Source organism: Halomarina oriensis (genome assembly GCF_009791395.1).
GTDB classification, from domain to species: Archaea; Halobacteriota; Halobacteria; order Halobacteriales; family Haloarculaceae; genus Halomarina; species Halomarina oriensis.
Window position 1 is genome coordinate 773,112 of sequence record NZ_WSZK01000015.1, and the last position, 26,392, is coordinate 799,503.

At 66.0% G+C, this 26,392-nt stretch carries 23 protein-coding genes, 3 tRNA genes and 3 rRNA genes; 18 read left to right on the plus strand and 11 right to left on the minus strand.

Going from position 1 to position 26,392, the window contains the following annotated elements; translation table 11 throughout:
• The first annotated feature begins 429 nt into the window (after positions 1–429).
• Both pheS and pheT read left to right on the plus strand, forming a co-directional pair.
• The gene (gene pheS / locus GQS65_RS10560; RefSeq protein WP_158204554.1) at positions 430–1,947 is read left to right on the plus strand and encodes a phenylalanine--tRNA ligase subunit alpha; all 1,518 of its coding nucleotides are present in this window, start codon (positions 430–432) and stop codon (positions 1,945–1,947) included.
• The gene (gene pheT, locus GQS65_RS10565) at positions 1,947–3,740 is read left to right on the plus strand and encodes a phenylalanine--tRNA ligase subunit beta (RefSeq protein ID WP_158204555.1); all 1,794 of its coding nucleotides are present in this window, start codon (positions 1,947–1,949) and stop codon (positions 3,738–3,740) included. The genes pheS and pheT overlap by 1 nt, the downstream gene beginning before the upstream one ends.
• Positions 3,741–3,913: 173 nt before the next feature.
• Here the strand turns inward: pheT and GQS65_RS10570 are convergent, their stop codons facing one another.
• Together GQS65_RS10570 and GQS65_RS10575 are read right to left on the minus strand one after the other, a co-directional pair.
• The gene (locus tag GQS65_RS10570) at positions 3,914–4,963 is read right to left on the minus strand and encodes a quinone-dependent dihydroorotate dehydrogenase (protein WP_158204556.1); all 1,050 of its coding nucleotides are present in this window, start codon (positions 4,961–4,963) and stop codon (positions 3,914–3,916) included.
• Entirely contained in the window at positions 4,963–5,163 is a 201-nt protein-coding gene (locus GQS65_RS10575; RefSeq protein WP_158204557.1) for a hypothetical protein, read from the minus strand. Before GQS65_RS10575 ends, GQS65_RS10570 begins: the two co-directional genes overlap by 1 nt.
• A gap of 174 nt (positions 5,164–5,337) precedes the next feature.
• Between GQS65_RS10575 and GQS65_RS10580 the strand changes: the two genes are divergently transcribed.
• The 9 genes from GQS65_RS10580 to GQS65_RS10620 all read left to right on the plus strand — a co-directional run bounded on the left by GQS65_RS10580 (position 5,338) and on the right by GQS65_RS10620 (position 15,234).
• Positions 5,338–5,652, plus strand: coding sequence for a non-histone chromosomal MC1 family protein (locus GQS65_RS10580; RefSeq protein WP_158204558.1), 315 nt, complete (start codon positions 5,338–5,340; stop codon positions 5,650–5,652).
• A gap of 821 nt (positions 5,653–6,473) precedes the next feature.
• Positions 6,474–7,945: ribosomal RNA gene (locus GQS65_RS10585) — 16S ribosomal RNA — on the plus strand.
• Between the two features lie 116 nt (positions 7,946–8,061).
• Positions 8,062–8,133 (plus strand) — tRNA-Ala (locus GQS65_RS10590).
• Between the two features lie 201 nt (positions 8,134–8,334).
• Positions 8,335–11,246, plus strand: a 23S ribosomal RNA gene (locus GQS65_RS10595).
• 106 nt (positions 11,247–11,352) lie between these two features.
• Positions 11,353–11,471 (plus strand): 5S ribosomal RNA (rrf, locus tag GQS65_RS10600).
• The 16S, 23S and 5S rRNA genes sit together here with 2 tRNA genes alongside, the layout of an rRNA operon.
• Positions 11,472–11,710: 239 nt before the next feature.
• A tRNA-Cys gene (locus GQS65_RS10605) sits at positions 11,711–11,786 on the plus strand.
• A gap of 428 nt (positions 11,787–12,214) precedes the next feature.
• Positions 12,215–13,489 carry a hypothetical protein gene (locus tag GQS65_RS10610; protein WP_158204559.1) on the plus strand — a complete coding sequence of 425 codons (1,275 nt, stop codon included), beginning with the start codon at positions 12,215–12,217 and terminating at the stop codon, positions 13,487–13,489.
• Positions 13,490–13,567: 78 nt separating this feature from the next.
• Positions 13,568–13,641 (plus strand) — tRNA-Lys (locus tag GQS65_RS10615).
• A 267-nt stretch (positions 13,642–13,908) separates the two neighbouring features.
• Positions 13,909–15,234: a M20/M25/M40 family metallo-hydrolase gene (locus GQS65_RS10620; protein WP_158204560.1), complete on the plus strand. Its 1,326-nt coding sequence runs from the start codon at positions 13,909–13,911 to the stop codon at positions 15,232–15,234.
• A 175-nt stretch (positions 15,235–15,409) separates the two neighbouring features.
• Here GQS65_RS10620 and GQS65_RS10625 read toward each other — a convergent pair whose 3' ends face one another.
• Both GQS65_RS10625 and GQS65_RS10630 read right to left on the minus strand, forming a co-directional pair.
• The gene (locus GQS65_RS10625) at positions 15,410–16,078 is read right to left on the minus strand and encodes a DUF7119 family protein (protein WP_158204561.1); all 669 of its coding nucleotides are present in this window, start codon (positions 16,076–16,078) and stop codon (positions 15,410–15,412) included.
• 158 nt (positions 16,079–16,236) lie between these two features.
• A complete protein-coding gene (locus GQS65_RS10630) occupies positions 16,237–16,398 on the minus strand; it encodes a hypothetical protein (RefSeq protein WP_158204562.1) in 162 nt (53 codons plus the stop codon).
• Positions 16,399–16,769: 371 nt separating this feature from the next.
• Here GQS65_RS10630 and GQS65_RS10635 point away from each other — a divergent pair, with 371 nt between their 5' ends.
• The gene (locus GQS65_RS10635; protein WP_158204563.1) at positions 16,770–18,548 is read left to right on the plus strand and encodes a nitrite/sulfite reductase; all 1,779 of its coding nucleotides are present in this window, start codon (positions 16,770–16,772) and stop codon (positions 18,546–18,548) included.
• On the plus strand, positions 18,548–18,832 hold the full coding sequence (locus GQS65_RS10640; protein ID WP_158204564.1) for a DUF6360 family protein: 285 nt from the start codon (positions 18,548–18,550) through the stop codon (positions 18,830–18,832). Before GQS65_RS10635 ends, GQS65_RS10640 begins: the two co-directional genes overlap by 1 nt.
• A 54-nt stretch (positions 18,833–18,886) precedes the next feature.
• Here the strand turns inward: GQS65_RS10640 and GQS65_RS10645 are convergent, their stop codons facing one another.
• Positions 18,887–19,309, minus strand: a complete 423-nt coding sequence (locus GQS65_RS10645) for a hypothetical protein (protein WP_158204565.1) — start codon at positions 19,307–19,309, stop codon at positions 18,887–18,889.
• A 196-nt stretch (positions 19,310–19,505) separates the two neighbouring features.
• Between GQS65_RS10645 and GQS65_RS10650 the strand changes: the two genes are divergently transcribed.
• Entirely contained in the window at positions 19,506–20,903 is a 1,398-nt protein-coding gene (locus GQS65_RS10650) for an HD domain-containing protein (protein WP_158204566.1), read from the plus strand.
• A gap of 229 nt (positions 20,904–21,132) precedes the next feature.
• Here the strand turns inward: GQS65_RS10650 and GQS65_RS10655 are convergent, their stop codons facing one another.
• Entirely contained in the window at positions 21,133–21,483 is a 351-nt protein-coding gene (locus GQS65_RS10655; protein WP_158204567.1) for a DUF7344 domain-containing protein, read from the minus strand.
• Between the two features lie 212 nt (positions 21,484–21,695).
• Between GQS65_RS10655 and GQS65_RS10660 the strand changes: the two genes are divergently transcribed.
• On the plus strand, positions 21,696–21,896 hold the full coding sequence (locus GQS65_RS10660; protein WP_158204568.1) for a hypothetical protein: 201 nt from the start codon (positions 21,696–21,698) through the stop codon (positions 21,894–21,896).
• 40 nt (positions 21,897–21,936) lie between these two features.
• Here the strand turns inward: GQS65_RS10660 and GQS65_RS10665 are convergent, their stop codons facing one another.
• The 5 genes from GQS65_RS10665 to GQS65_RS21915 form a co-directional block, all read right to left on the minus strand.
• A complete protein-coding gene (locus GQS65_RS10665) occupies positions 21,937–22,482 on the minus strand; it encodes a hypothetical protein (RefSeq protein WP_158204569.1) in 546 nt (181 codons plus the stop codon).
• A 159-nt stretch (positions 22,483–22,641) separates the two neighbouring features.
• A complete protein-coding gene (locus GQS65_RS10670) occupies positions 22,642–23,871 on the minus strand; it encodes an MBL fold metallo-hydrolase (protein WP_368280050.1) in 1,230 nt (409 codons plus the stop codon).
• Positions 23,872–23,954: 83 nt separating this feature from the next.
• Positions 23,955–24,248: a hypothetical protein gene (locus GQS65_RS10675; RefSeq protein ID WP_233265073.1), complete on the minus strand. Its 294-nt coding sequence runs from the start codon at positions 24,246–24,248 to the stop codon at positions 23,955–23,957.
• Positions 24,249–24,274: 26 nt separating this feature from the next.
• Positions 24,275–24,604 (minus strand): hypothetical protein, encoded by a 330-nt coding sequence (locus GQS65_RS10680; protein WP_158204570.1) that lies wholly within the window; start codon positions 24,602–24,604, stop codon positions 24,275–24,277.
• 39 nt (positions 24,605–24,643) lie between these two features.
• Positions 24,644–24,772: a hypothetical protein gene (locus GQS65_RS21915; RefSeq protein ID WP_267902901.1), complete on the minus strand. Its 129-nt coding sequence runs from the start codon at positions 24,770–24,772 to the stop codon at positions 24,644–24,646.
• Positions 24,773–24,862: 90 nt separating this feature from the next.
• Here GQS65_RS21915 and GQS65_RS10685 point away from each other — a divergent pair, with 90 nt between their 5' ends.
• The 3 genes from GQS65_RS10685 (at position 24,863) to GQS65_RS10695 (ending at position 26,323) form a co-directional block, all read left to right on the plus strand.
• Positions 24,863–25,279 carry a 30S ribosomal protein S6e gene (locus tag GQS65_RS10685; RefSeq protein WP_158204571.1) on the plus strand — a complete coding sequence of 139 codons (417 nt, stop codon included), beginning with the start codon at positions 24,863–24,865 and terminating at the stop codon, positions 25,277–25,279.
• 4 nt (positions 25,280–25,283) lie between these two features.
• A complete protein-coding gene (locus GQS65_RS10690; RefSeq protein ID WP_233265074.1) occupies positions 25,284–25,706 on the plus strand; it encodes a DUF7112 family protein in 423 nt (140 codons plus the stop codon).
• A gap of 170 nt (positions 25,707–25,876) precedes the next feature.
• Positions 25,877–26,323 (plus strand): DUF5807 family protein, encoded by a 447-nt coding sequence (locus tag GQS65_RS10695; protein WP_158204572.1) that lies wholly within the window; start codon positions 25,877–25,879, stop codon positions 26,321–26,323.
• Positions 26,324–26,392: the final 69 nt, after the last annotated feature.

Consider the following 26,392-nt stretch of genomic DNA (forward strand, 5'->3'; position numbering starts at 1 on the left):
ACGAGACACCGACAACGTCTCGAAAGCCCCCGGTCGCTCGACTCCCGCGACTCGCTGCGCCCTTCGCTCGCTGTCGCTCGCTCCAGTGCTTACTTCGCCGAGGTTCTTCGAGCGACCGGCCCCTTTCAGTCCCACCCGTGGTGGCTGGTTCAGTCGCTCTCACCCCCGGAACGCTTTTGCTCGCGGCCCCGCCTCTCTCCGGTATGGCAAGCGACCCTCGCCGTGCCGGTGTCGTCGCCGACCAGCCACGCGTCGCGGGGTTCGGCTTCTTCTTCGCGGCCTGAGCGAGCGGCGGACTCTCCCGGCGGTCGGGAGACGAAATCGTTCGCAGAGGTCGCATCGCGCAGGTCGCTCCGGAGAGTTCGGTACCCCACCGAGACCACGAGTCGACTCGAAAACACCTAACCGACGTACCCGAGTGTACGAACCATGCAACTACCCGCAGCGCAGGTCGCGGTCCTTGAGGCCGCGTCTGCCACCGACGACCGAACCGTCGACGCCGTCGCGAGCGAGGTGGGCGAATCGCCCACCGTCGTCACGCGCGCGGCGTTCGAACTCCGAGACGAGGGCCTGCTGGAGGTCACCGAGCAGGTCGACGAGAGCGTCTCGCTGACCGAGGAAGGCGAGACGTACCGCGAGGACGGACTCCCGGAGGTCCGTCTGTACCGCGCCGCGATGGACGCGGGTGCCGACGAGGAGGCCGTCGAGATGGGCCAACTCGTCGGTGCGTCCGGTCTCGCAGGCCCCGAAGTCCAGATCGCCCTGTCGAACTTCGCGCGGAAGGGCTACGGCCACATCGACGGCGGCGCGGTGTCGGCCGACGCCGACGCGGCCCCCGACACGGACGAGGAAGCGACCGCACTCGACGCCATCGCCGCGGGCGACGCCGAGACCGTCGACGAGGACACGCTCGACGCGCTGGAACGACGCAACCTCGTCGTCCGCGAGGAGCGCACCGTCCGCTCGCTGCTGTTGACCGACGCGGGTGTCGACGCGATGATGGAGGGGGTGAACGTGGCGGAGACGGTCGCACAGGTTACGCCCGAACTGCTCACGAGCGGTGAGTGGGCGGACGTGGAGTTCACCGAGTACAACGTCGAAGCCGACGCCGAGGCGGTCACGCCCGCGCGGAAACACGTGCTCAGACAGACCGCCGACCGCGTGAAGGACGTGCTCGTCGGGATGGGATTCCAGGAGATGGAGGGGCCACACGTCGACGCGGAGTTCTGGATCAACGACTGCCTGTTCATGCCACAGGACCACCCCGCACGGACCCACTGGGACCAGTTCGTCCTCTCGAACCCCTCGAAGATGGACGACGACGACATGCCGAGCGAGTTGGTCGACCGGGTCGCCCGCGCCCACCGCGAGGGCGTCGGCGAGGACGGCGACGGCTACCACTCGCCGTGGACCGAGGACGTGGCGCGCGGCTTGGACCTGCGTGGGCACACCACGTCGCTGTCGATGCGCTACCTCTCGGGACACGCCGAGGGTGAACTGGAGCCACCACAACGGTGGTTTTCCGTCGAGAAGGTGTACCGCAACGACACGCTCGACGCGACCCACCTGCTGGAGTTCTTCCAGATAGAGGGCTGGGTGATGGCCGAGGACCTCTCGGTGCGTGACCTGATGGGCACCTTCACCGAGTTCTACGAGCAGTTCGGCATCACCGGCATCGAGTTCAAGCCCCACTACAACCCGTACACCGAACCGAGTTTCGAGCTGTTCGGCCGCCACCCCGTCACCGACGAACTCATCGAAATCGGGAACTCCGGTATCTTCCGGCCCGAGGTGCTCGAACCGCTGGGCGTCGACTGCGAGGTGATGGCGTGGGGGCTGGCGCTCGAACGCCTCGCCATGCTCGTCACCGGCGCGGAGGACATCCGCGACCTGCACGGGACGCTCGCGGACCTCGACTTCCTGCGGAACGCGGAGGTGATCTACTGATGCCCGTCGTCGACGTCGACCCCGACGAACTGCGGCAGTTGGCGAGCACCGAGCGTGACGACGAGGAACTCAAGCGCGACCTGTTCGACCTCGGCCTGGAGTTCGAGGGCGAGACCGAGGACGGGGAGTTCCAGTTGGAGTTCGCCCCGGACCGTCTCGACCGCCTCTCCGTCGAGGGCGTGGCGCGCTCGCTGCGCTACCAGGACGGCACCGACAGGGGCGTCTACGTCCCGAAGACCAACGACGCCGAGTGGGTCATCGAGGTCGACGAGTCGGTGCCCGACGAGCGGCCGTACGTGACGGGCGCTATCGTCCGCGGGTTGGACATGAGCCAGACGAAACTCGACTCGCTCATCCAGTTACAGGAGAAACTGCACGCGACGATGGGCCGCCAGCGCGTCAAGGGGGCCATCGGGATCCACGACCTGACGATGCTGAAGGGTAGCGCGGAACGGAGTTCCGCGGACCGGTCGAGTGGACAGGGCCCGCGAGACAACGCCGCCCGCGAGGGTGCGGGCAAGGCCATCAGCTACCGGGGTATCACGCCCGACGCGGACACGTTCGTCGCGCTGGACTCGGACGCCGAGTTGACGCCGGGCGAGGTGCTGACCGACCACCCGACCGGCGAGCAGTACGCCGACATCGTCGAAGAGTACGAACGGTACCCGGCCATCTACGACGACATCGGCCTGTTCTCGTTCCCGCCGGTCATCAACGGGCGGCGAACCGAAGTGGACGACGAGTCGCGTGATTTGTTCATCGAGCTGACGGGGACCGATCAGTGGACCATCGACAAGATGTGTACCATCCTCTGCTACGCGCTGGACGCGCGTGGCGGGCGCGTCGAGGAGGTCCGCGTCGAGTACCCCGAGGGCCACCCGTCCGAGCAACGCGACCTGCTCCGACCGGACCTCGACGTGGACGAGAAGACCGTCACGCACGCACGCGTGGAGCAACTGCTCGGAGTCGAGTTGGACGAGAGCGACGTGGTGGACTACCTCGAACGCGCGGGGCTGGACGCGGAGCCCCTCGAGCGCGACGGTGAGCCAGCGTACCGCGTCGGTATCCCGCCGTACCGCGTCGACGTGCTGAACCCCGTCGACGTCGTCGACGACGTGGGTCGCGCCCACGGGTTCAACGAACTCTCGCCACGCTACCCGGACGTCTCGACGGTCGGCGGGCGACACGAGACCGCTCGGCTGGAGAGCGCCGCACGCGACGCGCTCGTGGGGTCGGGCTTCGAGGACATGCTGGACTTCCACATGACGAGCGAGCGCGACTGCTTCGACCGGATGGGCCTCGACATCCCCGACGAACTGGCCCCCGACGCGCCACTGGGCCAGCGACCGCCGGTGACCATCGCCGAACCGTACAGCGAGGACTACACCGTCGTCCGGACGTGGGCGCTCCCGTCGCTGCTGACCGTTCTGGAGAACAACACGCACCGCGCGTACCCACAGAACCTCGCGGAGATCGGCCTCGCCGCACACGTCGACGAACGCGAGGAGACGAAGGCCGCCGAGCGGCGGACGGTCGCCGCCGTCCTCGCGCGTACCGACGCGGGCTACGAGGACGCGAAGGCACGGCTCCAGGCGCTCGCCGGCGCGTTCGGGAAGGCGTTGGAGACGCCCGCGACCACCCACCCGTCGTTCATCGAGGGCCGGACCGCGGCCGTCGAACTGGACGGCGAACGTGTCGGTGTGGTCGGGGAGGTCCACCCGCGCGTGCTGGTCGAACACGACCTCGAACTGCCGGTCGCGGCGTTCGAGTTCGACCTAAGTGCGTTGGAGTAAGGTCCGAACCGTCGGCAGGTTTTCGACCGACGTTCCGTTCGAATCGCCGCTGAGAACTCGAAAGCCCTCGTTCTCTCGGACACTTCACCGAGAGAACGGGCCTTTTCAGTCCCGCCCGTGCCGGTCGGTTGGCTGAGGGGGCATCTCCGTTCGAACTGCCGCCACCGTCTCAGCTACAGGTCAGCACCGACCGCGTCCTCGACGGAGTCGAAGCCGTCGCGGTCGAGCAGGTCGAGCAGGCCCTCGTTGATGTCGCGGGCGAGTGCGGGTCCTTCGTAGACGAGGGCGGTGTACAGTTGGACGAGCGACGCGCCGGCGCGAATCTTCGCGTACGCGCCGTGGGCGTCCGAGACGCCGCCGACGCCGATCACGGGGACGTCGGTGCGCTCGGCGACGAACCGGACCGTCTCGGTGGCGCGCTCTTCGATGGGTGCTCCCGAGAGGCCGCCGGCCTCGACGCGGTTGTGGTTCCGGAGCGTGTCCGGACGCTCGACGGTGGTGTTGGTGGCGATGACGCCGTCCAGTTTCAGGTCGTCGACGACGGCGAGTGCGTCCTCGACTGCGCTCTCGGTGAGGTCCGGCGAGAGTTTGACGAGCAGCGGGGCGGCCCCGGCGTCCCGTAGGCGGCCGAGGATGGCTTCGAGGTGCTCGCGGTTCTGGAGGTCACGGAGGCCCGGCGTGTTCGGCGAGGAGACGTTGACGACGAAGTAGTCCCCACCCGCCGCGGTCCGTTCGTAGCTGTACAGGTAGTCCTCGGGGGCCTCGTCGAGGGGTGTGGTCTTCGACTTCCCGATGTTGACACCCAGCGGGACCGACACGTCGGTGTCGGCGAGTCGCGGGCCGACGACGTCCGCGCCCGCGTTGTTGAAGCCCATCCGGTTGACGAGTGCACGGTCCTCGGGGAGACGGAACAGTCGTGGCCGCTGGTTACCGGGTTGGCCCTCGGCGGTGACGGCTCCGACCTCGACGTGGCCGAAGCCGAGTGCGCCGAGTATCCCCGGTATCTCGGCGTTCTTGTCGAACCCCGCGGCCACACCGACGGGGTTCGAGAAGTCGAGTCCGAAGACGTTCGTGTGGAGTCGTGGCTGCTCGACGCGGTAGCGAGCGGTCAGTGCCTCCTCGATGGGTGTCCCCCGGGCGGCGCGGAGCAGTCGCTTGGTAGCGGTGTGAGCGGTCTCCGCCGGAAGCCGGAACAGGAGTGGCTTCGCGGCACGGTAGCTCATTAGAACTCGTGCTCGATCTCCTCTTCCTCGGAGGCTTTCTGGATGATTATCTTGTTGTCACGCACACGCACGTACACTTCGTCGCCGATCTCCATGCCGGCGACCGTGAGCTCGTCCTCGTGGAGGTTGAGGTGGACGTTGTGATACTCGCCGTTCTCGTCTTTGGCGCCGCTCGGACTGAGCTTCTTCTTTCGCACCATCGCGGTATCTTACCTCGCACTTCGTCACACGCTCTACTTAAGTTTGCTGTGAGAACGTCGACATCGCCACCGGCGACGTTCGGACCACTACTTAAAGAAGTGGTCGGTATCGGGTGGTTTCGGGGATATAGTTATGTAGGGTCATGTCTCACACTGACACGGAGGTACCAAACCATGGCACGTAGCGACGACGGCAAGCGGAACTTCGCGCTCCGGGACACGTCCGGGAGCGAGTCCAGTGTGTTCTCGGGGCGAACGCCGAGACAGGCGGCACTCAAAGCGGCCCGCCGCCTCGACCCGGCCGACGGTGAGGCGGCAGCCGACCGGGAGGACATCAGTCTGCGCGAGAAGGGGACCAAGAAGGTCCACCACTACGAGGGGTGGGCCTGGGTCGAGGAGGCTCCGGACGACAAACCGGACTGGATGCCCCAGCGCATCACGAAAGCCAACGTCTCGAAGAAGGGAATCGAACACCTCGAGGAGATCTGACCCGGTCTCACACACTGTCTCGTTCTTCTCGCCGCCGGACGTCGTCCAGTAACTTCTTGACCACCTGCGTGCGTACGCGTAACCGCGCGGCCTCACCCGGTCCGACTACCCGTGCGAGCGGGGGATGACGAACCGGTCTCCACCCGCGCGACACTTCCTCGACGAGCCACGGCTCCGGGTCACCGACTGGTCTGTGCTACACAGTTCCCATGGGAGACTGTTCCCATGAAAACGCATGACGGGGCGGCGATGGTTCGACGGCCTTATACGTGACCCTCCACTCGGATAGGATGCGAAGAAGCGCGGGACGCCCCCTTCCGGGGGCGAACGCCCGCAGTCCGACGCCCTTATATGTAAGGGCAGGCTCGGACCAAGTACGCGATACGACGGGTGGTGCTCCTCACGGGGCGTCATCCTGGGTCCGACGCCCTTATATGTAAGGGCGAACTTGGACGTAATACGCGGAAACAGCGAGGTGGTCTCCTTCGGGAGGCCATCTCCGGTCCGGTGCCCTTATACGTATGAGGGCGTTCGGATGCAATACGCGACGGGGCGCGGCCTTCGAGGCCGTGTCCGGGATTTCGAGTCCGGTTCGATGGGTTTATAACCCTCAATCGGCTACTGTGAAATCCGAAAGAAGTGAGGATTCCGCCCCTGCGGTCCGCCGTCAAGACGGGATCTGATGTTAGCCCTGGTAGTTCGGTGACACTCGGTTGGTCCGACTGTCGCCGACGTCCGATACACACATGCAATATGCAAATGGGATATGGAAACACACTCTCTGAGTGTGTTCCCGCCAACCCCCCTCTTACGAGGGGAACATTCCGGTTGATCCTGCCGGAGGTCATTGCTATCGGAATCCGATTTAGCCATGCGAGTCGCACGAGTTCACACTCGTGGCAAACGGCTCAGTAACACGTGGCCAAACTGCCCTATGGACGCGGATAATCTCGGGAAACTGAGGCTAATCCGTGATACTGCTCTCATGCTGGAATGCTGAGAGCACGAAACGCTCCGGCGCCATAGGATGTGGCTGCGGCCGATTAGGTAGACGGTGGGGTAACGGCCCACCGTGCCGATAATCGGTACGGGTATTGAGAGATAGAGCCCGGAGACGGACTCTGAGACAAGAGTCCGGGCCCTACGGGGCGCAGCAGGCGCGAAACCTTTACACTGCACGACAGTGCGATAGGGGGATTCCGAGTGCGAGGGCATACAGTCCTCGCTTTTCTGTACCTTAAGGTGGTACAGGAATAAGGGCTGGGCAAGACCGGTGCCAGCCGCCGCGGTAATACCGGCAGCTCAAGTGATGACCGATTTTATTGGGCCTAAAGCGTCCGTAGCCGGCCAGGTAGGTCCGTCGGGAAATCCACTCGCCTAACGAGTGGGCGTCCGGCGGATACCGCCTGGCTTGGGACCGGGAGACCAGAGGGGTACGTCTGGGGTAGGAGTGAAATCCTGTAATCCTAGACGGACCATCGGTGGCGAAAGCGCCTCTGGAGAACGGATCCGACGGTGAGGGACGAAAGCTAGGGTCTCGAACCGGATTAGATACCCGGGTAGTCCTAGCCGTAAACGATGCTCACTAGGTGTGACGCAGGCTACGAGCCTGCGTTGTGCCGTAGGGAAGCCGTGAAGTGAGCCGCCTGGGAAGTACGTCCGCAAGGATGAAACTTAAAGGAATTGGCGGGGGAGCACTACAACCGGAGGAGCCTGCGGTTTAATTGGACTCAACGCCGGACATCTCACCAGCTCCGACAGTAATCATGACAGTCAGGTTGATGACCTTACTCGACGTTACTGAGAGGAGGTGCATGGCCGCCGTCAGCTCGTACCGTGAGGCGTCCTGTTAAGTCAGGCAACGAGCGAGACCCGCACCTCTAGTTGCCAGCAGCATCTCGCGATGGCTGGGTACACTAGGGGGACTGCCGCTGCTAAAGCGGAGGAAGGAACGGGCAACGGTAGGTCAGTATGCCCCGAATGAGCTGGGCAACACGCGGGCTACAATGGCCGGGACAATGGGAAGCCACCCCGAGAGGGGGCGCTAATCTCCTAAACCCGGTCGTAGTTCGGATTGCGGGCTGAAACTCGCCCGCATGAAGCTGGATTCGGTAGTAATCGCGTGTCAGAAGCGCGCGGTGAATACGTCCCTGCTCCTTGCACACACCGCCCGTCAAATCACCCGAGTGGGGTCCGGATGAGGCCACCGTCCGGTGGTCGAATCTGGGCTCTGCAAGGGGGATTAAGTCGTAACAAGGTAGCCGTAGGGGAATCTGCGGCTGGATCACCTCCACAGATCGAGACCAGGCCGACGTGCCTGGCTCACCTTTGGCGCGGACGTCGACGACTGCGCGGCTTCGCCGCGATGTGGCCAACCGAGCACTTCAGAACTACCAGGGCTAACAGGTAGGGCCCATAGCTCAGTGGGAGAGTGCCTCCTTTGCAAGGAGGATGCCCTGGGTTCGAATCCCAGTGGGTCCATATTCACGGGACGGAACCGGGTTGCTTAAGTGTGATCCGGCGCTCGTTCCGATGAAGACAGATGCACCATCTCGTGCAAGCGAGGATGGGAAGGGTCGACGCAGGTCCGCTTAGTCTCCGGAGCTGTGTATGACACCGTGTGTACGTGCGATCCAGGCGCTCACTGGACCCGTTTACCGCGGTCCAGAGCATTCAATTAATTATTCGTGGCTACTGTGCCAGTGGTGGATGGCTCGGCTCGAGTGCCGACGAAGGACGTGCCAAGCTGCGAAAAGCTGCAGGGAGCCGCACGGAGGCTTAGAACTGCAGATCTCCTAATGGGAATCCCTTTACAATTGCTTCGCGCAATGGGGAACGTCCAAAACTGAAACATCTCAGTAAGGACAGGAAAAGAAACCGAACGGGATGTCGTTAGTAACGGCGAGTGAAGACGACACAGTCCAAACCGAAGGCTTCGGCCAATGTGGTGTTCGGACTTACCATACGCGATCAACGACTCACGAGAACTCTCCTGGAACGGAGGGCGATACAGGGTGACAGCCCCGTATCGTGAGTGGGCGATCGTAGGTTTGTTCCAGAGTATCGGGGGTTGGAAATCCCTCGAGAAGACGGCAGGCATCGACTGCCAAGACTAAATACAACTCGAGACCGATAGCGGACAAGTAGCGTGAGCGAACGCTGAAAAGTACCCTGAAAAAGGGGTTGAAATAAGGCCTGAAATCATGTGGCGATGGAGCGACGGGGCATAAAAGGCCGTAGACAGAACGACATGGGGGCGACCCCACAGTAGAATGTCTGCGGAGCCGATGTTCCGTCGTACGTTTTGAAAAACGAGCCAGGGAGTGTGTCTGTTTGACGAGTCTAACCCGAGTATCGGGGAAGGCGTAGGGAAACCAATATGGCCGCAGCATTGCCAGGGCCACCGTGTTCAAGCGCGGGGAGTCAAGCGGGCACGACCCGAATCCGAGTGATCTACACATGGGCAAGGTGAAGCATGGCGAAAGCCATGTGGAAGCCTGCTAGAGTTGGTGTCCTACAATACCCTCTCGTGACCTATGTGTAGGGGTGAAAGGCCCATCGAACTCGGTAACAGCTGGTTCCAACCGAAACATGTCGAAGCATGACCTCTGCAGAGGTTGTTCGTGAGGTAGAGCGACTGATTGGGGCGATCGACGCCGAGAGGCGTCGACACCCCTGTCAAACTCCGAACTTACGAACGCCGTAGACGCAGGGAGCCCGGTGTGCGGGGTAAGCTTGTGCACCGTGAGGGAGACAACCCAGAGCTGGGTTAAGGTCCCAAAATGTGGATTAAGTGCGATTGAAGATTGTCCCGAGCCCTAGACAGCCGGGAGGTGAGCTTAGAAGCAGCTACCCTCTAAGAAAAGCGTAACAGCTTACCGGCCGAGGTTCGGGGCGTCGAAAATGATCGGGGCTCAAATCCACTACCGAGACCTAGCGGCACGCCTCATAGCGTGTTCCCGTAGGTTGGCGCTCCGATTGGGTGGAAGCACGGGTGAGAACTCGTGTGGACCGATTGGTGACGAAAATCCTGGCCATAGTAGCAGCGATAGTCGGGTGAGAATCTCGACGGCCTAACGGACAAGGGTTCCTCAGCAATGTTTGTCAGCTGAGGGTTAGCCGGTCCTAAGTGATGTCGCAATTCGAGCATCACAAAAGGGGAGCTGGTTAATATTCCAGCGCTTCCGTACAACGAACGCTGACGCCTCGGGGTCGCCGGAGCCGAGCTTTCGCTCGGTCGAATCGTCCAAATCCGTGGAAGCCGTAATGGCACGAAGCGGATGAACGGCGAGACAGTGCAAATCCGGTCAACCTGGGGCCCGTGAAAAAGCAAGTACGGAATCCGTACCAAGAACCGACACAGGTGTCCGTGGCGGAGAAAGCCAAGGCCTGTCGGGTACAACCGACGTTAGGGAATTCGGCAAATTAGTCCCGTAAGTTCGCGATAAGGGATGCCTGCCTCGGAAAGAGGCAGGTCGCAGAGTCTAGGACGCTCCGACTGTCTAGTAACAACATAGGTGACTGCAAATCCGAAAGGACTCGTACAGTCACTGAATCCTGCCCAGTGCGGGTATCTGAACACCTAGTACAATAGGACGAAGGACCCGTCAACGGCGGGGGTAACTATGACCCTCTTAAGGTAGCGTAGTACCTTGCCGCTTCAGTAGCGGCTTGCATGAATGGATCAACGAGAGCGTCACTGTCCCAACGTTGGGCCCGGTGAACTGTACGTTCCAGTGCGGAGTCTGGAGACCCCCAAGGGGAAGCGAAGACCCTATAGAGCTTTACTGCAGGCTGTCGCTGAGACATGGTCGCTAATGTGCAGCATAGGTAGGAGCCGTTACACAGGTACCCGCGCTAGCGGGCCACCGAGGCATCAGTGAAATACTACCCGTTAGTGACTGTGACTCTCACTCCGGGAGGAGGACACCGATAGCCGGGCAGTTTGACTGGGGCGGTACGCGCTCGAAAAGATATCGAGCGCGCCCTAAGTCCATCTCATCCGGGTCAGGAATCCGGAGAAGAGCGCAAGAGCAAAAGATGGGCTGACAGTGTCGTGCCTAACGAGCGACGCTGACGCGAAAGCGCGGTCTAGCGATCTTATGTGCCCGCCCGATGCGGGCCATAAGTGACAGAAAAGCTACCTTAGGGATAACAGAGTCGTCACCGGCAAGAGCACATATCGACCCGGTGGCTTGCTACCTCGATGTCGGTTCCCTCCATCCTGCCCGTGCAGCAGCGGGCAAGGGTGAGGTTGTTCGCCTATTAAAGGAGGTCGTGAGCTGGGTTTAGACCGTCGTGAGACAGGTCGGCTGCTATCTATTGGGGGTGTTTTGGTACTTGACGTGAACGTTCGTATAGTACGAGAGGAACTACGAATGGTTGCCACTGGTGTACCGGTTGTCCGAGAGGGCACGTGCCGGGCAGCTACGCAACAAGGGGTAAGAGCTGAACGCATCTAAGCTCGAAACCCACATGGAAAAGAAGTACCGTTGAGGTCACTCGTAGAAGACGAGTTCGATAGACTCGGGGTGTACGCATCAAGGTAACGAGATGTTCAGCCCGCGAGCACTAATCGACCGAAGCCACACAATCATCTGCACTGGTCCCGTTAAACGGGTCCAGGCGTTAACTGGATCGCACGTACTCTGACCGACGGTGGTCCTTACCCACACGCGGTTCGATTCCGCGAGTCGGCGTTAAGGCGGCCACAGCGGCAGGGCGACTCCCGTACCCATCCCGAACACGGAAGATAAGCCTGCCAGCGTTCCAGCGAGTACTGGAGTACGAGAGTCTCTGGGAAAACTGACCCGCAAGGGTGGCCAAGCACGGGCCGAGGACCGTGATCCGTAGTACACGCAGGGTTCGTCCCGGTGGAATCGGAGATCGGTCCGTCGACGCCCGCAGCTGGTGGTTCGCCGCCTCCCACTCATACCGTATTCATCCAACCGAGAGCGGCCGCACTATCGGAGTGCGGCCGCTTTTCGTCGTTGTAACGGGACGCGGTCACACCAGACCGCTATCCTTATTCACATCGTCACAGTAGAGGCAGCTACGCGCCAAGGTGACAGAGTCTGGCCATACGTACTCGCCTGCAGAGCGAGATCACGCCGGTTCGAATCCGGCCCTTGGCTTCCTGTTGTGAGTCACGCGTGAGCAGCGGCCGCTCCGTCGGTTCGAAGCCAGTGGCGAGCGGCGGCGAAGCAGTCTCGGTTCGAGTTCAGCCCCGTCGCTTCGATCGGTGTCGGTTCACGAGGAGCGGACGCGCTGCCGTTCGGTTCGACGCGGGCCGGTGGTGGTCGGGTCGCTGTCGTTCGGTGTCGGATGAGCGGTCGGCCGACTGGCGTCGCCGGTGGTTGGAGTACGGGCCGCCCCGCCGTTGTTGGAGGGTAGTTCTCGCCTCCCGACTCCTGGGGGTCGAGGGTGGAGAGACACCGTTCGAGCGGGGTGGGTGGTGAGTGATGGCGTTCCACGCGTCTCGTCTCGGCCGTCGTCGTGGGTGGACGGGTCGTCGGTCACGGAGAACGCAATCGATATAGGCCGCGCTATCTTCGCGTGATGTATGCAACGACGAGCGGCCGCGGTCCTCTTCGTCTTCTTCGTGGTGATGGCGGCGAGTGCGTACTCCGTCGTCTCACTCGCGGAGAGTCCCGACATCCAGTTGGACGGGGCGGAGACGTACCAGAACGGGTCGAACTTCACGGCGGGTGACCAGGAGTATCGTGTTCTCGCACAGATGGAAGAGAGCAGCGGCGGCGGTGGCGGCCACGGTGGTGGCGGTGGCGGCGGTCCGACGCCGGCGGGGACGCTCCAGTGGTACGTTCCGGAGACGACGCAGAACCAGAGCTACGGGAACGGTTCGACGGCCGAGGTGTTCAACGGGACGTGGCTCGTGACGACCGGTGTCGCGCCGAACCTCGAGAACGCGTACGTCTCGGCGGACGGGAACGTGACGGCGCTCTCGGCGGCCGGTCAGCGGATGGACGCCGGTGGCTCGGGCAACGCGAGCGGTAACGAGTCGGGCAACGCCTCCGGTGGCGGGACGCCTGCTGCGGGCAACGGGACCGAGAGCGGTGGGCTCGAGACCAACGGCACGGCGGGAAGCGGTGTCTCGGGGAACGGTACGAGCGGTGCCAACGCGACGACCACCGGTCAGAACGCGAGTAGCAACGCCAGCAGCAACTCCACCGACGCGGGCGGTAGCGCTGGTGTGGCTTCCTCGAACGGGACGCAGGCCGCCGAGAACGGGAGCCTCTACACCGAGGCACAGGACACGCTCGTGTTCACCAACACGACGGACGTCACGGCCATCTTAGAGTCCGATCCGGCCGTCTACAACGAGACGGTGACCGCGCAGGGCCAGACGTTCGTTCGGTACCAGTCGAACGGGACGTTCGTCCCCATCGCGCAGTATCTCTCGCCGGCCGAGCAGACGCGCGTCGCCGAGGGTGAGAGCTTCGAACTGCAGCTCGAAATCGACACCTTCGACGGTTCGAGGATGGTCAACGTCTCCGCGACGGTCGTCAACGTGACCAACAGCTCCGCCGTCGTCGAGTACACGGTCCCGCAGTACAACACGGCCGAACTCACGCAGGGCGGCAACGTCACGCTCGCCAACGGCGAGCAGCGGGTCGTGAACTTCCAGACGGAGGGCCACGGCAACGAGACGTCTATCTCCGGTGTCCAACTCGGGCAGGACTACTCGGTGTACGCCGAGCAGGCGGACACGCAGGCGTCGTTCACCGACCGGATGACCGGGCTGTGGAACGTCATCATCATCAGTTCGCTGGCCGGGTTGCTGGTCGTCGGACTGGCGTTCCTGCCGGTTCGGGGCTGAGAGACGACGTGCCTGTTCTCGCTCACGGGGCCGCGTCAACCGTAACGGTTTAGCGACGAGCGACGGTAGCTTCGGTGAGGGCTGATAGCTCAGTTAGGGAGAGCGTCTGGCTTTTAACCAGACGGTCGGGGGTTCAAATCCCTCTCAGCCCGTTTTCCTACGACCCACGTGAGCAGTGACAACGCTACAGAGGACTCGAACCAGAGAGCAAACATCGTGAGCGACCGAGGTTCGAGTCCTTCTCGGCCCGTCCCTGCACCGTCGCCGGGGGTGGTGTCCCCGCTCTCCGTGGAATCGGGTCGTGGTGGGGCGAGCCCTGGCGTAGCGAGCGGGCCGCCTCGCCGTCGTCCGGTTCGACCCCCCGGTTTCGTGTGGAACCATGCCAAACGCTCTTGGCGGTGCCCGTGTATCGTCGGGCGATGACTGACGTGCGTTCACCGTTCGTCGAGCGGTACGATGCGGAGCTTCGAGCGTTCGTCGAGCGACTGGTCGGCTTCGAATCGACGCCGGGTGCGGAGGCCGGTATCCAGTCGTTCGTCCGTGAGCACCTCGACGCGCTGGGGTTCGAGACGTACGAGTGGGAGGCGGACCCGGAGCGGTTGGCTGGCCTGCCGTCGTTCCCGGACGACCCCGCGGCGATTCCGACCGCGGGTCGCCCCAGCGTCGCGGGGGTCCTCGAACTCGGCTCCGGGGAGGGTCGGACGCTGGTCCTGAACGGGCACGTCGACGTCGTCCCGGCCAGTGACGCCGGGGCGGGTGGTCGGGACGACACGTCGGCCTCGGCCGCCACCGACGGGGGTGCGTGGCGGTCGGACCCGTTCACGGCGACGTGGAGCGAGGACGGGAAGCGGCTGACCGCCCGCGGTGCGGCGGACATGAAGTCGGGACTCGGTGCGTGCGTCTACGCGGCCCGGTATCTGGCCGACCGGGTCGAGGCGGGCGAGGCGGACGTCGACGGTCGGGTCGTCGTCGAGAGCGTCGCGGGCGAGGAGGAGGGTGGCATCGGCGCGGCGTCGAGCGCACTCGACGCGCCGTACACCGGCGAGCGTGACGCGGTGGTCGTCGCCGAACCGACCGAACTCCGCCCCGTCGTCGCCAGCGAGGGCTGTCTGATGCTCCGTCTGGTGGTACGTGGGCGGTCGGCCCACGCCGCCACCGCGTGGCGTGGCGCGAGCGCGCTCGACCGGTTCGAGGTCGTTCACGACGCGCTCCGGGGGTACGAGTCCGACCACACCGAGACGACGACTCACCCCCTCTACGATGGGTACACGACGCCGTGGCCCGTCGTGGTCGGCACGGTCCGCGCGGGCGAGTGGCCCTCGACGGTGCCAGCGCGGCTGACGGCCGAGACGCGCATCGGCGTCGCCCCCGGCGAGTCCGTCGACGAGGTGGAGACGGCCGTCCGTGAGCGACTGACCGAGACCGCCCGCGAGGCCGGATGGCCCGACGCGCTGTCGATAGAGCGGTTCGACGTCCAGTTCGAGCCGAGTGAAATCGCGCCCGACGAACCGGTCGTCGTCGCCGTCCAGGACGCGATGGTCGACCACGGCGTCGCCGGGACAGACCCGCTGGGTGTGACCTACGGTGCGGACGCGCGTCACTACACCGACGCCGGCGTCCCGGCGGTGCTGTTCGGACCGGGGAGCATCGACCAGGCGCACTTCCCCAACGAAACCGTCGAGTGGGACGAGGTACTGACCGCCGGTGTGACGCTCTCGACGGCTGTCGAGCGATTCCTCTCGTGAGTCGGTGATTCCGGTCGGTCGCTTCCGGCGGGGGAGTCGAAGCCTGCTCTGACCACTCCGCACGGTTCCGTCGTTCGGTACTGGCGGTTCTCGCTCGTCACGCTCGCTCCGAGGACCTCGTGCTGCTCGTTCTTCGTGCTCCCGTTCGCTGACGCTCACGGAACTCCGAACCGCGCTACTCCTCTAGCGGGTCGAGGTTCGCCAGCGCTTCTGCGACGACGTCTTCGGGGTCCACGCCGCGACGGGCGGCCCGCCAGCGCAGGTCCCGGTAGCTCTCGGCGTTCAGCGAGAGCGAAATGTCGCCGACCGAGACGCCCTGTTCGGCCAGCGCCGCCTCGACGCTCCGGCCGTCGTTGATGGCGCTGGCGGCGGTCCGGACCTCCCGGACGGTCAGGTCGTGGTCGAGGACGGCCCACGCGAGGTGGTATCGCGCTTCCCCGCGGCCGCGGGCGATGTGTTTGGCCGCCGTCGGTGCGATACGGCCCGTGGCGACACACTCCCGAATCGCTCGGGGGAGGTCGTGGACCCGCGCCCACTTCCGGATGAACGAGACGGTGACCTCCTCGCCCGCCCGTTCGGCGGCGGCCTTGTACGACCCTTCGCCGCGGACGAGCGCGGCGCAGGCGGCCGCACCGCGGAGCATGTAGACGTTGTCGGCGGCCCCGGCGCTCTCGGTGGCGAACGCGTGGACGACGTCGGCGGCCCGTTCGAGGGAAGCGGGGTCCTCGGGGTCGAACTGGACGGCACGCTCGGCGCGTTCGCCCATCAACGTCGGGTCGCCCCGGACGACCGGTCGCCCGACCGGTGACCGTCGGTCCGCCGGCGGGACGTCGTCCTCACTCATTCTCTGAACTCACGTCGGGGGCGTTCAAAAGACTCGCGCGGTCGTGCGACGGAGCGAACGGGTTCCGACACGTCGCCCGTCCCGAACCACGCGACTCCTCGCGGCTTCGCCGCTCGGTACGCGACGGTTCTCGCTCCTGTCGGTCACCTCGAATCGCCCTACTCCTCGCGTTGCTCGGAGAGGTGGTCCATCACCTCGGCACAGCCACACCCGTCGGCGAGGCCGTCGAGGTGGCTGGTGTCGACCGCTTTCTCCTCCTCGTTCTCCCGGTCGGAGTCGGCTCCCGCCGACTCGCGCGTCTCGCTCCGCTGCTCGCTCACTCTGTCTCCTCCTCGTACAACTCCGGTGCGACGTCCGCGGGTGCGACGGACGCACCCGGCGACTCTCTCTCGGTCATCGCCCGTCCTATGCCTTCGCCTCGTTTAAACTCGCTTTCGCCCGTAACGTTGACCCGTGCTTCCCTCTCCCGGCAGTCGTTGCCGCATCCTACGTGGCTCTCCGGTGGCCCGGTTCGTCGCTGGCCGGGGGTCCGGTCCCGTGACCGGCGCTGGTCGTGCCGAGGTCGGTCGTCGTCGTTCGCCGACACGAACGACTGCTGAGAGAAACCGGCAACTGTGGCTGGTTCACGGGAGCCTCCCCCAGCCTTGACGGGAGCCACGGCGGTTTACCCCGGACTCACGGACGGTAGGGTATGCCGTCGAAGGTCGAAGGATGGAAGGACGAGGTGTACGGGGTGGAGATCCGCGACCACCTGGAGCGGTTCGCGGAGGAGGGCGGGTTCGACGCCATCCCCGAGGACGAACACGACGCGTGGTTCGAGCGCTTCAAGTGGTGGGGGCTGTACCACCAGCGCTCGGGCCAGGAGGGCAACTTCATGATGCGCGTCGGCGTCCCGATGGGTCGACTGACGCCCGAACAGCTACGGGTCGTCGGCGAAATCGCCCGCGAGTACGCGAGCGGTCCCGTCGAGAACCCGGCGTTCGGCGACGCCTGGGCGGACTTCACCACCCGCCAGTCCATCCAGCTTCACTGGATTCAGATAGAGGACGTCCCCGCCATCTTCGACCGTCTCGACGAGGTCGGCCTCTCGACCATCCAGGCCTGTGGCGACTCGTGGCGCAACATCGTCGGGTCGCCCGTCGCGGGCCGGGACGCCGACGAACACCTCGACGTCTGGCCGCTCGTCCAGGAACTCAACGGCGAGTTCAAGGGCAACCCCGCACACGCGAACCTCCCGCGGAAGTGGAAGGTCTCCGTCACGGGCGACACCCGCGGCGCGGGTCAGGGCGACATCAACGACCTCGCCTTCGAACCGGCCACGAAAGAACGAGACGGCGAGACGGTCGACGGGTTCAACGTCCGCGTCGGCGGCGGCCTCGCCCGGAAGGAACCCCGCTTCGCCCGTGACCTCGACGTCTTCTGCACGCCCGAGGAGATGACCACCGTCGCGGCGGGCGTCTCCGCGCTGTTCCGAGACCACGGCGACCGCGAGAACCGGTTCAACGCTCGCGTGAAGTTCCTCGTCGACGAGTGGGGCGCCGAGAAGTTCCGTGACGTCCTCCAGGAGGAGTACGTCGACTACGAACTCCCCACCGCGGGCGAGGACCTGCGTCACGAGTACGACTACAACGCGGGCCGGACCGACGCGCCCGGCGACTACGTCGGGATTCACGAGCAGAACGACGCCGAGAAGCGCTTCGTCGGCCTCTCGGTGCTCACGGGCCGGATGGGTGCCGAGGAGGTCATCGAACTCGCCGACCGCGCCGCGGAGTACGGCAGCGAACTCGTCGGCCTCACCCAGCGTCAGAACGTCGTCGTCGCGGACATCGACGAGAGCGAGGTCGACGCGTTCCTCGACGACCCGCTGTTCGAGGACTACTCGCCGGACCCCCACCCGTTCATGCGTGGCTCCATCGCCTGCACGGGCACGGAGTTCTGCGGACTCGCCATCACCGAGACGAAAAACCGGATGGTCCGCTACGCCCGCTGGCTGAAAGAGAACGTCGCTCTCCCCGACGGCGTCGAGGAGTTCCACATCCACCTCTCGGGCTGTACGGCCTCCTGTGCCCAACCGCAAATCGCGGACGTCTCGCTGCGCGGGATGAAGACCCGCAAGGACGGCGACCCGGTCGAGGCGTTCGACATCGGCCTCGGCGGTGGCCTCGGGGAGGACCCGCAGTTCGCCGAGTGGGTCGAGATGCGCGTCGCCGCCGACGAGGTGCCGGGCTACGTCGAGAACCTGCTTTCGACCTACGAGGCCGAACGCGAGGAGCGTGAGGCGGGCGTCGAGTCGTTCCGCGAGTTCGTCACGCGCGTCTCCGAGACCGACGGCGAGGACGGGCTGAAAGGTCTCGCGGAGCCGATGGACACCTCCTACGACGACCCGATGATGCACAACACGAAACAGGCGTGGTACCCCTACGACCCCGAGACGATGCCCGGCGACAGCGCCGCCCCGAGCGACGACTGATGGCCGAGCGCATCCTGAGCGTCACGGCCTACACGACGCTCGACCTGGTCGACGCCGAGGCCGAGGGCCACGACTTCACCGAGGAGACCGACGGCGTCCTGAACGTCTCCTCGCCACGGAACGACCCCGACCACGTCTCGCTCGCACTGGAACTCGACGGCACGACACTGGAGCACCTCCCGCCCCACGCCGACCGGGTCCGTCTCTCCCCCGAGGAGGCGCGTCGGGTCGCGGCGGCGCTCGAAGACGAGGCCGACGCAGTCGAGGCCGCACGGGACGACTGACTCCCGACACGTCCCGTCGCACTGGCCGCCGTTCGTCGCCCGACCGCCGCCCGCTCACTCCTCGTTTCTGTCCGCTCTCCACGCCTCGCTCTCGGCGTTCTCGCGCCACCGTCGCTGCTGGCGACGTTCGGTGACGTGCGGCGTCCCCTCGGCGAGTGCCTCCCGAACGCCCTCCTCGAAGGCGGTCACGTCCGCGAGGAACTCGCGGCGGAACTCGTCGACGAGTTCGTACGTCCACCTGTCCTCGACGGCCCCTGCCGGGAGGTGGACGTCGCGCAGTTCGTCGGCGAACTCGGTGTGGCCCGCCTCGCGGAGTCGCTCCTCGGCGTCGGCGAAGTAGTCCATCCCGCCGCCGACGTGGTGATGCCAGTCCAACAGCGCGCCGTAGCCGCGGTGTATCTTCTCGATGCCCAACTGGAGGTCGTGCAGCGCCTCGCGTTCGGCCTCGCTCAGGTCCGGGTCGGTGTACTCGACCATGCCGACCGCCACGCTCGCTGACGGGATACGCGCTTCCCCGCCGGCCCCGCCGTGGCGACGCGTCCGGCGCTCGGAACCGAAAGAATCACGCCGTCGTGGCCGCTCTGTGGGGTAACTGCGACGTTCGCGTTTCTCTACCGACGAGCGCGCCCGGTCCTCGGCGTCGACCGGCCGACCTACTTCGCCGACCACTCCCATGACCAGACAGTTCAAAGACCCCGTCCACGGCTACGTCGACCTCGACGAGCGCATCGTCGAGCGCGTCGTCGACACCGCACCGTTCCAGCGACTGCGCCGCGTCCGCCAGCTCTCGGCGACCCACCTCGTCTACCCCGGCGCGACCCACACCCGCTTCGAGCACTCGCTGGGCGTCTACCACCTCGGCCAGCGCGTCTTCGAGAACCTCCGCACCCAGTCGTACTTCACCGACGGCATCGGGACGGACGAACTCGACACCATCGAGCGGACGCTGGCGTTCGCCTGCCTGCTCCACGACGTCGGCCACCCGCCGCTGTCGCACCTCGGCGAACGCCACCTCGACGCCGCCGCCCTGCGCGAGCGACTCGACGGCCTCGGCCTCCACCGCGCGTTCGAGCAGGTGGGCGTCCCGAGCGTCGACGGCCTGCCCGTCCCGGTTCGTCGGGCGAACCCCCACGAACTGCTCGGCTGTGTCACCGTCCTCGACGTGTACGGCGACGCCATCGAGGCGTTCGGCGTCGACCCCCACGAGGTCTGTGCGTACGTGCTGGGGTGGAGCCTGCGCTACGAGGCCGGCGACCACTGGCAACACGGCGTCGCCGCCGAACTGCTCCACTCGCCCATCGACGTCGACCGCCTCGACTACATCATCCGCGACGACGACATGACCGGCGCGGACGTGTTGAGCGTCGACACCGAGCGGATGGTCGCCGCCTACACCGCCCACCCCGACGCCGGCCTCGCGCTCTCGGAGAAGGCGCTCAGCACCATCGGGAACTACCTCGAGGGCCGCATCTCGCTGTACATGTGGGTCACCCAGCACCACAAGTCGGTGTACGCGAACGTCCTCGTACGCCGCCTGCTGGACGAACTCGCCGCCCACTGTGAGGACTCGCCCATCACCGCCGACGCCGTGCTGGACGGTGACCTCGACGACCACGCCGTCCTCGACCGGTTCCGCCGGACGGCCCGCGACCCGCCGAGCGAGGCGTTCGCCGACCTCTACGAGCGCTACCGGACCCGCCGGTTCGCCGAGTCGTGCTGGAAACACCGCCTCGGCTACGCCGACGTGGTCGCCGCCGAGGGGGAGGCCGCCGTCGACGACTACACCCGCTGGCTGCTGGCCAACGACGAGTTCCTCGAACGCGCTCTCGCCCGCGAACTCGACGTGCCGGTCCACGAGGTGTGGATAGAGCGCTCGTACGTCCCGGAGTACGAACCCGCCGAACTGAAGGACATCCCGCTGGCACACAACGGCCGCACCCAGTCCGTCGGCGAGTACGGCCTCTACGGCGACCGTGCGTTCGACCGCTCGATTCCGTTCGTCTACGTCCCGAAGGGCCACGTCGACCGGACCGTCGAACTGCTCAACGAACGCTACCGCGACGAGTGGTGAGTCCCGGCGACGACCACGGCCCGTCGACTGCCGCCGTCACCGGACGACGGGCGCGAGGCTGCGGTCGCTGGAGTCGTGACCGACAGCGACGACGACCGGTGGAGAAGTGGCGTGTCCCCTGGCGGGGCACAGGGCGACCGGCGTGGGCCAGGACGACCGGTTTCGCGTCACTCGTGCTCGTCCGAACCGTCGACGCCGAGAGGCGGGGTTGCCGAGAAGCAACTCCGCATCACTGTTCCGGTCGGTCGTCTCTCCGGTCGGACTGCTCGTAGCTCCGGAGGAAGGACGCGAGGTCCGGAAGCCGGTCGGTCGGTTCGACGGTGTGTGCGTCGGTGTCGAACTCGACGACGCCCGCGTCGTCCAGTCTCGGGAGAGCGCGGTGGTAGAGTCGGTCGGGGAGGCGGTCGTCGGCGTGGTCGGCCGGAAGGTCGTCCCGACGGAGGAGTTCGTCGGCGAACGGTTCGACGTCCCACTGCCGGTCGGTCTCGAGCAACAGGCGAACGACCGCGCGGCGAACCGCCGTCTGCAGCAGGTCGTGTGCGGTGCTCGGGTCTGTCGCCTCCGTGGAGGAGTCGTCCATCCCGACAGGTACCAACACCGACGAGTCTGATAGCAGTTTGGGCCGGCGTCCCTGGCTGTGGGTCGGTGTCTCACGGTCGGACTCCTCCGAACCGCCGCGTGGACCACCGGTGTCGGCGGCCGGAGGGGTGTGTATCGATGGGACAGTTCCGACTCCGTATCGATGTAGGCACACCTTTGATACTGAAGCCCAAGGCTCCTCTGTACCATCGTATGTCTGACGAGCTAACGGGAGAGGGGGAGCGGTCGTTCGCACGGTGTACGAACTGTAACACCGAGACTGCGGCGTTGGTAGACGAGTCGGGTACCGTCGTCACCCCCCACGGGGAGTGCCGCGAGTGTGGCGGCGACGAGTTCGAGGAGGTCGACGAGGCCGACCTCGAAGAACTGGAGATGGCCGGCTGGACCGAGTGAGGGGTTCACGGCACGTCTCCGCCGACCGAATCACCGCTACTCACGGCGAGACGACGGTGCCGTTCCGAGCACGCAGCACACCGCTCTCGAACTGCGTCTCTCCGGTCTCGGCGTCCCTGTGGGTCACGACGACTCGCTCCGGGGCGCTCCCGGAGACGGTGAGTTCGGCCCGGTACTCGTAGGGGGCCGCAGTCCCGTTACAGCCGCTCCTGTCCGACGGGACGGTCGCGTCGTTCTCGACGACGACGTGGAGGGTGGTCCCGTTCACCGCTCGTGCCTCCGTGAGTCGCACGTCGATACAGTTCCGGTCACCGATGCCGACGGTGAGACCGGAGACGGTGACGTGGCCGTCCGACCAGACGACGCGTGTGGCCTCTCGGGTGTCCGCCTCCGGTTCGAAGTAGTCCGGTGTCCCGTCCTCGTCGGCTGCGTACGCCGGAGCGAACCCGAACGTCGTGTCTTCGACACCGGTGGGCGAGCCTGCGGTCGTCGGGGACGACGGAGTCCCTCCGAACCCTGCACAGCCGGCGGTGAGTACGATGCAGACGATCAGGAGTCCGAATCGCGGAGTGCTGGTGGGGACCACGACCCGAACTACTCTCGGCGAACAATCAGCGTTCGGGCGGAGCCGTCGACGCGCCGACGTACTCGCGGCACAGCCCCGCCAGTCGACCCGCGCCGACACCCGCCGGAGGGTCGCGGGCCGTGATTCGGTCCCCGTCGTGGTGTGGACGCTCCCGACGGGTCACACCTCGACGGTCTCACCCAGTTCGGGCGCGCTCGCGTCGAACCCTTCGGCGCGTAACTGCTCGGCGAACCAGCCACAGCGGTCGCCGTGGTTGACGAGCACCCGTGCGTCCTCGTAGTCCCCGAGGAACTCCTGGAGGCCGCCGCTGTCCGCGTGAGCCGACAGTTCGAACAGTTCGGTTCGGGCGCTGATGGGCAGGACGCGGCCGTCGAACTCGCCGCGCCCCGTCTCCAGCACGCGCCGTCCCGTGGTGCCCTCGACCTGGTAGCCGACGAACGCGACGAGGTTGACGGGCGACCCGCGAATCGCGGGGACGTAGGTCATCGCCGGTCCGCCCGAGAGCATCCCGCTCGTGGTCACGACGACGGTGTTCTGGGCGGCGACGCGTTCGCGCTGGCCGTTCGAGGTGACGAACCGAGCGTGGCTGACCGCCCGCGAGAACGCCTCGGGGTCCCGGAGGTGGTCGGGGTGGTTCCGGAGCATCCGCGAGAGGTCCGTGCCCATCCCGTCGACGTAGCACTCCAGGCCGTAGCGCTCACAGAGCATGAGTACCTCCTGCGTGCGGCCGATGGCGAACGCGGGGACGACGACGGTGCCACCCTGTGCGACCGTATCGCGGAGCGACCGGGCGAACCGGCGTTCGACCTGCTCGCGTGGCTCGTGGGTCACGTCGGCGTAGGTGGACTCACAGACCACCACGTCGGCGTCGGGGCGCTCCTCGCTCGCGGCGACGAGTCGCTGTGGGTTGGTGTGGAAGTCGCCGGTGTAGAGCAGGTCGGTCTCCCCGTCCGAAACGAGTACGTGGGCGCTGCCGGGGATGTGGCCGGCCTCGAAGAACGTCACCTCGTAACCCGCCGCCTCGAAGGACTCGCCGTAGGCGTGGGGCCGGGACTGCTGGGTCAGTCGCCCGACGTCGGTCTCGGTGAACGGACAGCGTGGGGTGTTCCCGTGGAGTTTCAGCGTGTCGCGGGCGAGCGTCAGCGCGAACTCGCGGGTCGGGGCCGTCCAGTGGACCTCGGGTCGGTCGCTCGCGGACATCAGCGCGGGGAGCGCGCCGACGTGGTCGAGGTGGCCGTGGCTCACCACGACGGCGTCGGGCGAGACGCGACCGACCGGGTAGGAGGGAGGGGTCGTACTCGCCATGCCGTAGTCCAGCAGGAGCGAGTCGTCGACGAGGAGGGCGCTCCGACCGATTTCGCCCGCGCCGCCGAGGAACTGGAGCTTCACTGCCGGTCGCTACCGCCGCGAGCGGGTAAGTCCCGTCGGTTCGACGGTCCACGAGAACGGTCGCCGATGCGCCCGGAGCACGACTACTCGCGGTCGACCACCCGGACTCGGAACTCCACGTAGTCGCCGAACGCGAGTTCCAGCGACCCGAGCCACCAGTTCCACTTCGAGGGCAGTCGCTCGTCGGGCGCGTCCCGGAGGTGGTCGACGACGAGCGCGGGGGTCAGCGTGTGGCCGGTGTCCGCCACGTACCGCTCGGTCTCGGCGAGGTCACGGGCCTGTCGGGCGACGACCCGGAGTTCGGCGTCCGTCGTGTCGAACGCCGCTGCCAGCGCCTCGGCGTACGCGTCGGCCTCGTCGGTCGGCGAACGAGCCATCGTCGGCGGTGAGGTGCCGCGAGGACTTAGCTGTCGGTCACCCCGTCGAACTCGTCGGGGAACATCGTCGCCCCGTCGAGTGCGAGCGCGTGCATCTTTCCGAGGGTCTCCTGCATCCCGTCGAGACGGGAGACGACGCGATCGGCGTCGACGGCGTCGCGCTTACACGAGAGGACGACGTCCGTCGCCTGCCGGTGGAGGCGGTCGACGAGGTGGGGGTAGGGGGCGTCGCCGACCTGTTCGAGCGCGTCGACGGCGTGGTCACCCACGGTCTCCCACCCCGCCTCGTCGGCGTGGCGGCGGGCCTGGTCGACGGCGTATGCGGCTCCGTCGTACGTCGGGCGGTCCGTGTTCATCGACAGACCGGAGTGGCCGCCGACCGACGCCGTTGCGGGCTACGTGTGTAGCGACCGCTCGTCGTGACGGCTACACTGTGTGACGCTGGGGCACGGACTCAGCGCCTCGAAGTCACCGGCGGCGGCGTAGGGGGCGTCGTCGTACGGGATGCTGTGCGGGCTGTTCACGCGTACTGTACGCTGTCGTCGTTCGTCTCCCTTCTGCAGGGTGACGGGAGTTTCAGTACCCTTTTGACTACGCGTCGGTTTTGCCACCGTATGGCCGAGTTTCAAGTCGTCGTCGCCGACCCCGAGGACGGCACGACCCACCAGTTCGACGTGGACGGACAGGACGCGAACCGATTCATGGGCCTCGACCTTGGCGAGGACGTCGACGGGAGCGCCGTCGGCCTCGACGGGTACACCCTGGAACTGACGGGCGGGTCCGACAACTCCGGGCGCCCGATGCGCTCGGACGTCGCGGGCGCAGGTGTCAAGCGCGTGCTGCTGACCGGTGGTGTCGGCTACGAGCCGACACGTGACGGCGAGCGCAAGCGCGTCACCGTCCGTGGCAGCGAGATCAGCGAGGAGACCCGCCAGATCAACGCGAAGCTCTCCGAGCGTGGCAGCGAGTCGGTCGCCGAACTGCTCGGTCTCGAAGCCGACGAGAGCGACGGCGAGAGCGACGACGAGTAACACCGTGGCCGACCGCATTCAGCACGACCACGCCTCGGTCGTGACCCACCGCGCGACACTCGAACGCGCCGGTCGGACCAGTCGCCCGAAGCTCGTTCTCCCCGACGAGGTGCCCGCCCGCGAGCGGCCGGTCCGCCTCGTCCTCGACGGGTCGACACGCCACGCGACTATCGAGGAGGCCGTCGACGGCACCGTCGAGATTCGCGGCGCGTACGACAACGCCCGGATGGCCCGCGAACGCGAGGGTGAGAACCACCTCGTCGCCTGGGCCGAGCGGACGGGACTGGACTTCGGACGGTCGGTCCACCTCGACGCGGTCGACGACGAGCTCTACGGCGTCCGCGCACCCGGCGAGCGTGCCGTCTACACGCCGACGGACTCCCCGAACGACTCCCTCTCGAACATCGCCAACGACCTCGACGAGTAGCCGCTCGTCCGGGTCTGGCTCGGTCGTTCGCCGACGCTCACTCGCTCCCGATAGTCGCTCGTGAAACCACGCGAATCGGGGATTCGCTGGGTCTGGCTCGGTCGTTCGCCGACGCTCACTCCCTCACCAGACCCGCGTCGTTTTTCCCTCCCGCACCGAACGGTTTGGGCATGAACGACGCACGACGGGAGTATCTGGCCGGCGAGCGGACCGACGACATCCTGCTGTACATCGCCGACGGCGAGACCGACACCGACGGACTGGGCGAGTACGGCGAGGTCGTCGAGGACGGCGTCGTCCTCGTCATGCCGGGCGAGCAGGGTCGTGACGCCTGCAAACGGGCGACCGGTATCGACCCGATGGAGTTCGCGGGCACGGCGATGAGCAACTCCGGAGCCGTCGACCGCGACCTGACGGGCGGAGCCTGTCCCCGCGCGGAGTCCGCGCCCGAGGAGGCCCACGACGCGGAGTTCCTCTTCTCGTTCGCCGAAGAGCAAAACGAGGAGGTCGGTGGCGTCTACTCCGAGGGCGACATCGTCCACGCCTACGTCAGTTGCACCTGCGGGATGGCGTACTCCGACCGCTGGGTCGTGGACAGCGAGGCGGGAACGGAGTGACCGCCTCGGGCAGTCGAACGGTGACGGGGCCGAGCCGTGAGACGAGAGAGAAGCGAGACGGGAGCGGAG

Excerpts from the sequence above, each read along its gene's own strand:
- GQS65_RS10680 (WP_158204570.1), bottom strand. The coding sequence starts at position 24,604 with ATGAACACGGACCGCCCGACGTACGACGGAGCCGCATACGCCGTCGAC.
- GQS65_RS10570 (WP_158204556.1), bottom strand. The coding sequence starts at position 4,963 with ATGAGCTACCGTGCCGCGAAGCCACTCCTGTTCCGGCTTCCGGCGGAG.
- GQS65_RS10575 (WP_158204557.1), bottom strand. The coding sequence starts at position 5,163 with ATGGTGCGAAAGAAGAAGCTCAGTCCGAGCGGCGCCAAAGACGAGAAC.
- GQS65_RS10620 (WP_158204560.1), top strand. The coding sequence starts at position 13,909 with ATGACTGACGTGCGTTCACCGTTCGTCGAGCGGTACGATGCGGAGCTT.
- GQS65_RS10675 (WP_233265073.1), bottom strand. The coding sequence starts at position 24,248 with ATGGCTCGTTCGCCGACCGACGAGGCCGACGCGTACGCCGAGGCGCTG.
- GQS65_RS10685 (WP_158204571.1), top strand. The coding sequence starts at position 24,863 with ATGGCCGAGTTTCAAGTCGTCGTCGCCGACCCCGAGGACGGCACGACC.
- pheS (WP_158204554.1), top strand. The coding sequence starts at position 430 with ATGCAACTACCCGCAGCGCAGGTCGCGGTCCTTGAGGCCGCGTCTGCC.
- GQS65_RS10635 (WP_158204563.1), top strand. The coding sequence starts at position 16,770 with ATGCCGTCGAAGGTCGAAGGATGGAAGGACGAGGTGTACGGGGTGGAG.
- GQS65_RS10660 (WP_158204568.1), top strand. The coding sequence starts at position 21,696 with ATGTCTGACGAGCTAACGGGAGAGGGGGAGCGGTCGTTCGCACGGTGT.
- GQS65_RS10695 (WP_158204572.1), top strand. The coding sequence starts at position 25,877 with ATGAACGACGCACGACGGGAGTATCTGGCCGGCGAGCGGACCGACGAC.
- GQS65_RS10580 (WP_158204558.1), top strand. The coding sequence starts at position 5,338 with ATGGCACGTAGCGACGACGGCAAGCGGAACTTCGCGCTCCGGGACACG.
- GQS65_RS10645 (WP_158204565.1), bottom strand. The coding sequence starts at position 19,309 with ATGGTCGAGTACACCGACCCGGACCTGAGCGAGGCCGAACGCGAGGCG.
- GQS65_RS10625 (WP_158204561.1), bottom strand. The coding sequence starts at position 16,078 with ATGAGTGAGGACGACGTCCCGCCGGCGGACCGACGGTCACCGGTCGGG.
- GQS65_RS10655 (WP_158204567.1), bottom strand. The coding sequence starts at position 21,483 with ATGGACGACTCCTCCACGGAGGCGACAGACCCGAGCACCGCACACGAC.
- GQS65_RS10610 (WP_158204559.1), top strand. The coding sequence starts at position 12,215 with ATGCAACGACGAGCGGCCGCGGTCCTCTTCGTCTTCTTCGTGGTGATG.
- GQS65_RS10650 (WP_158204566.1), top strand. The coding sequence starts at position 19,506 with ATGACCAGACAGTTCAAAGACCCCGTCCACGGCTACGTCGACCTCGAC.
- pheT (WP_158204555.1), top strand. The coding sequence starts at position 1,947 with ATGCCCGTCGTCGACGTCGACCCCGACGAACTGCGGCAGTTGGCGAGC.
- GQS65_RS10640 (WP_158204564.1), top strand. The coding sequence starts at position 18,548 with ATGGCCGAGCGCATCCTGAGCGTCACGGCCTACACGACGCTCGACCTG.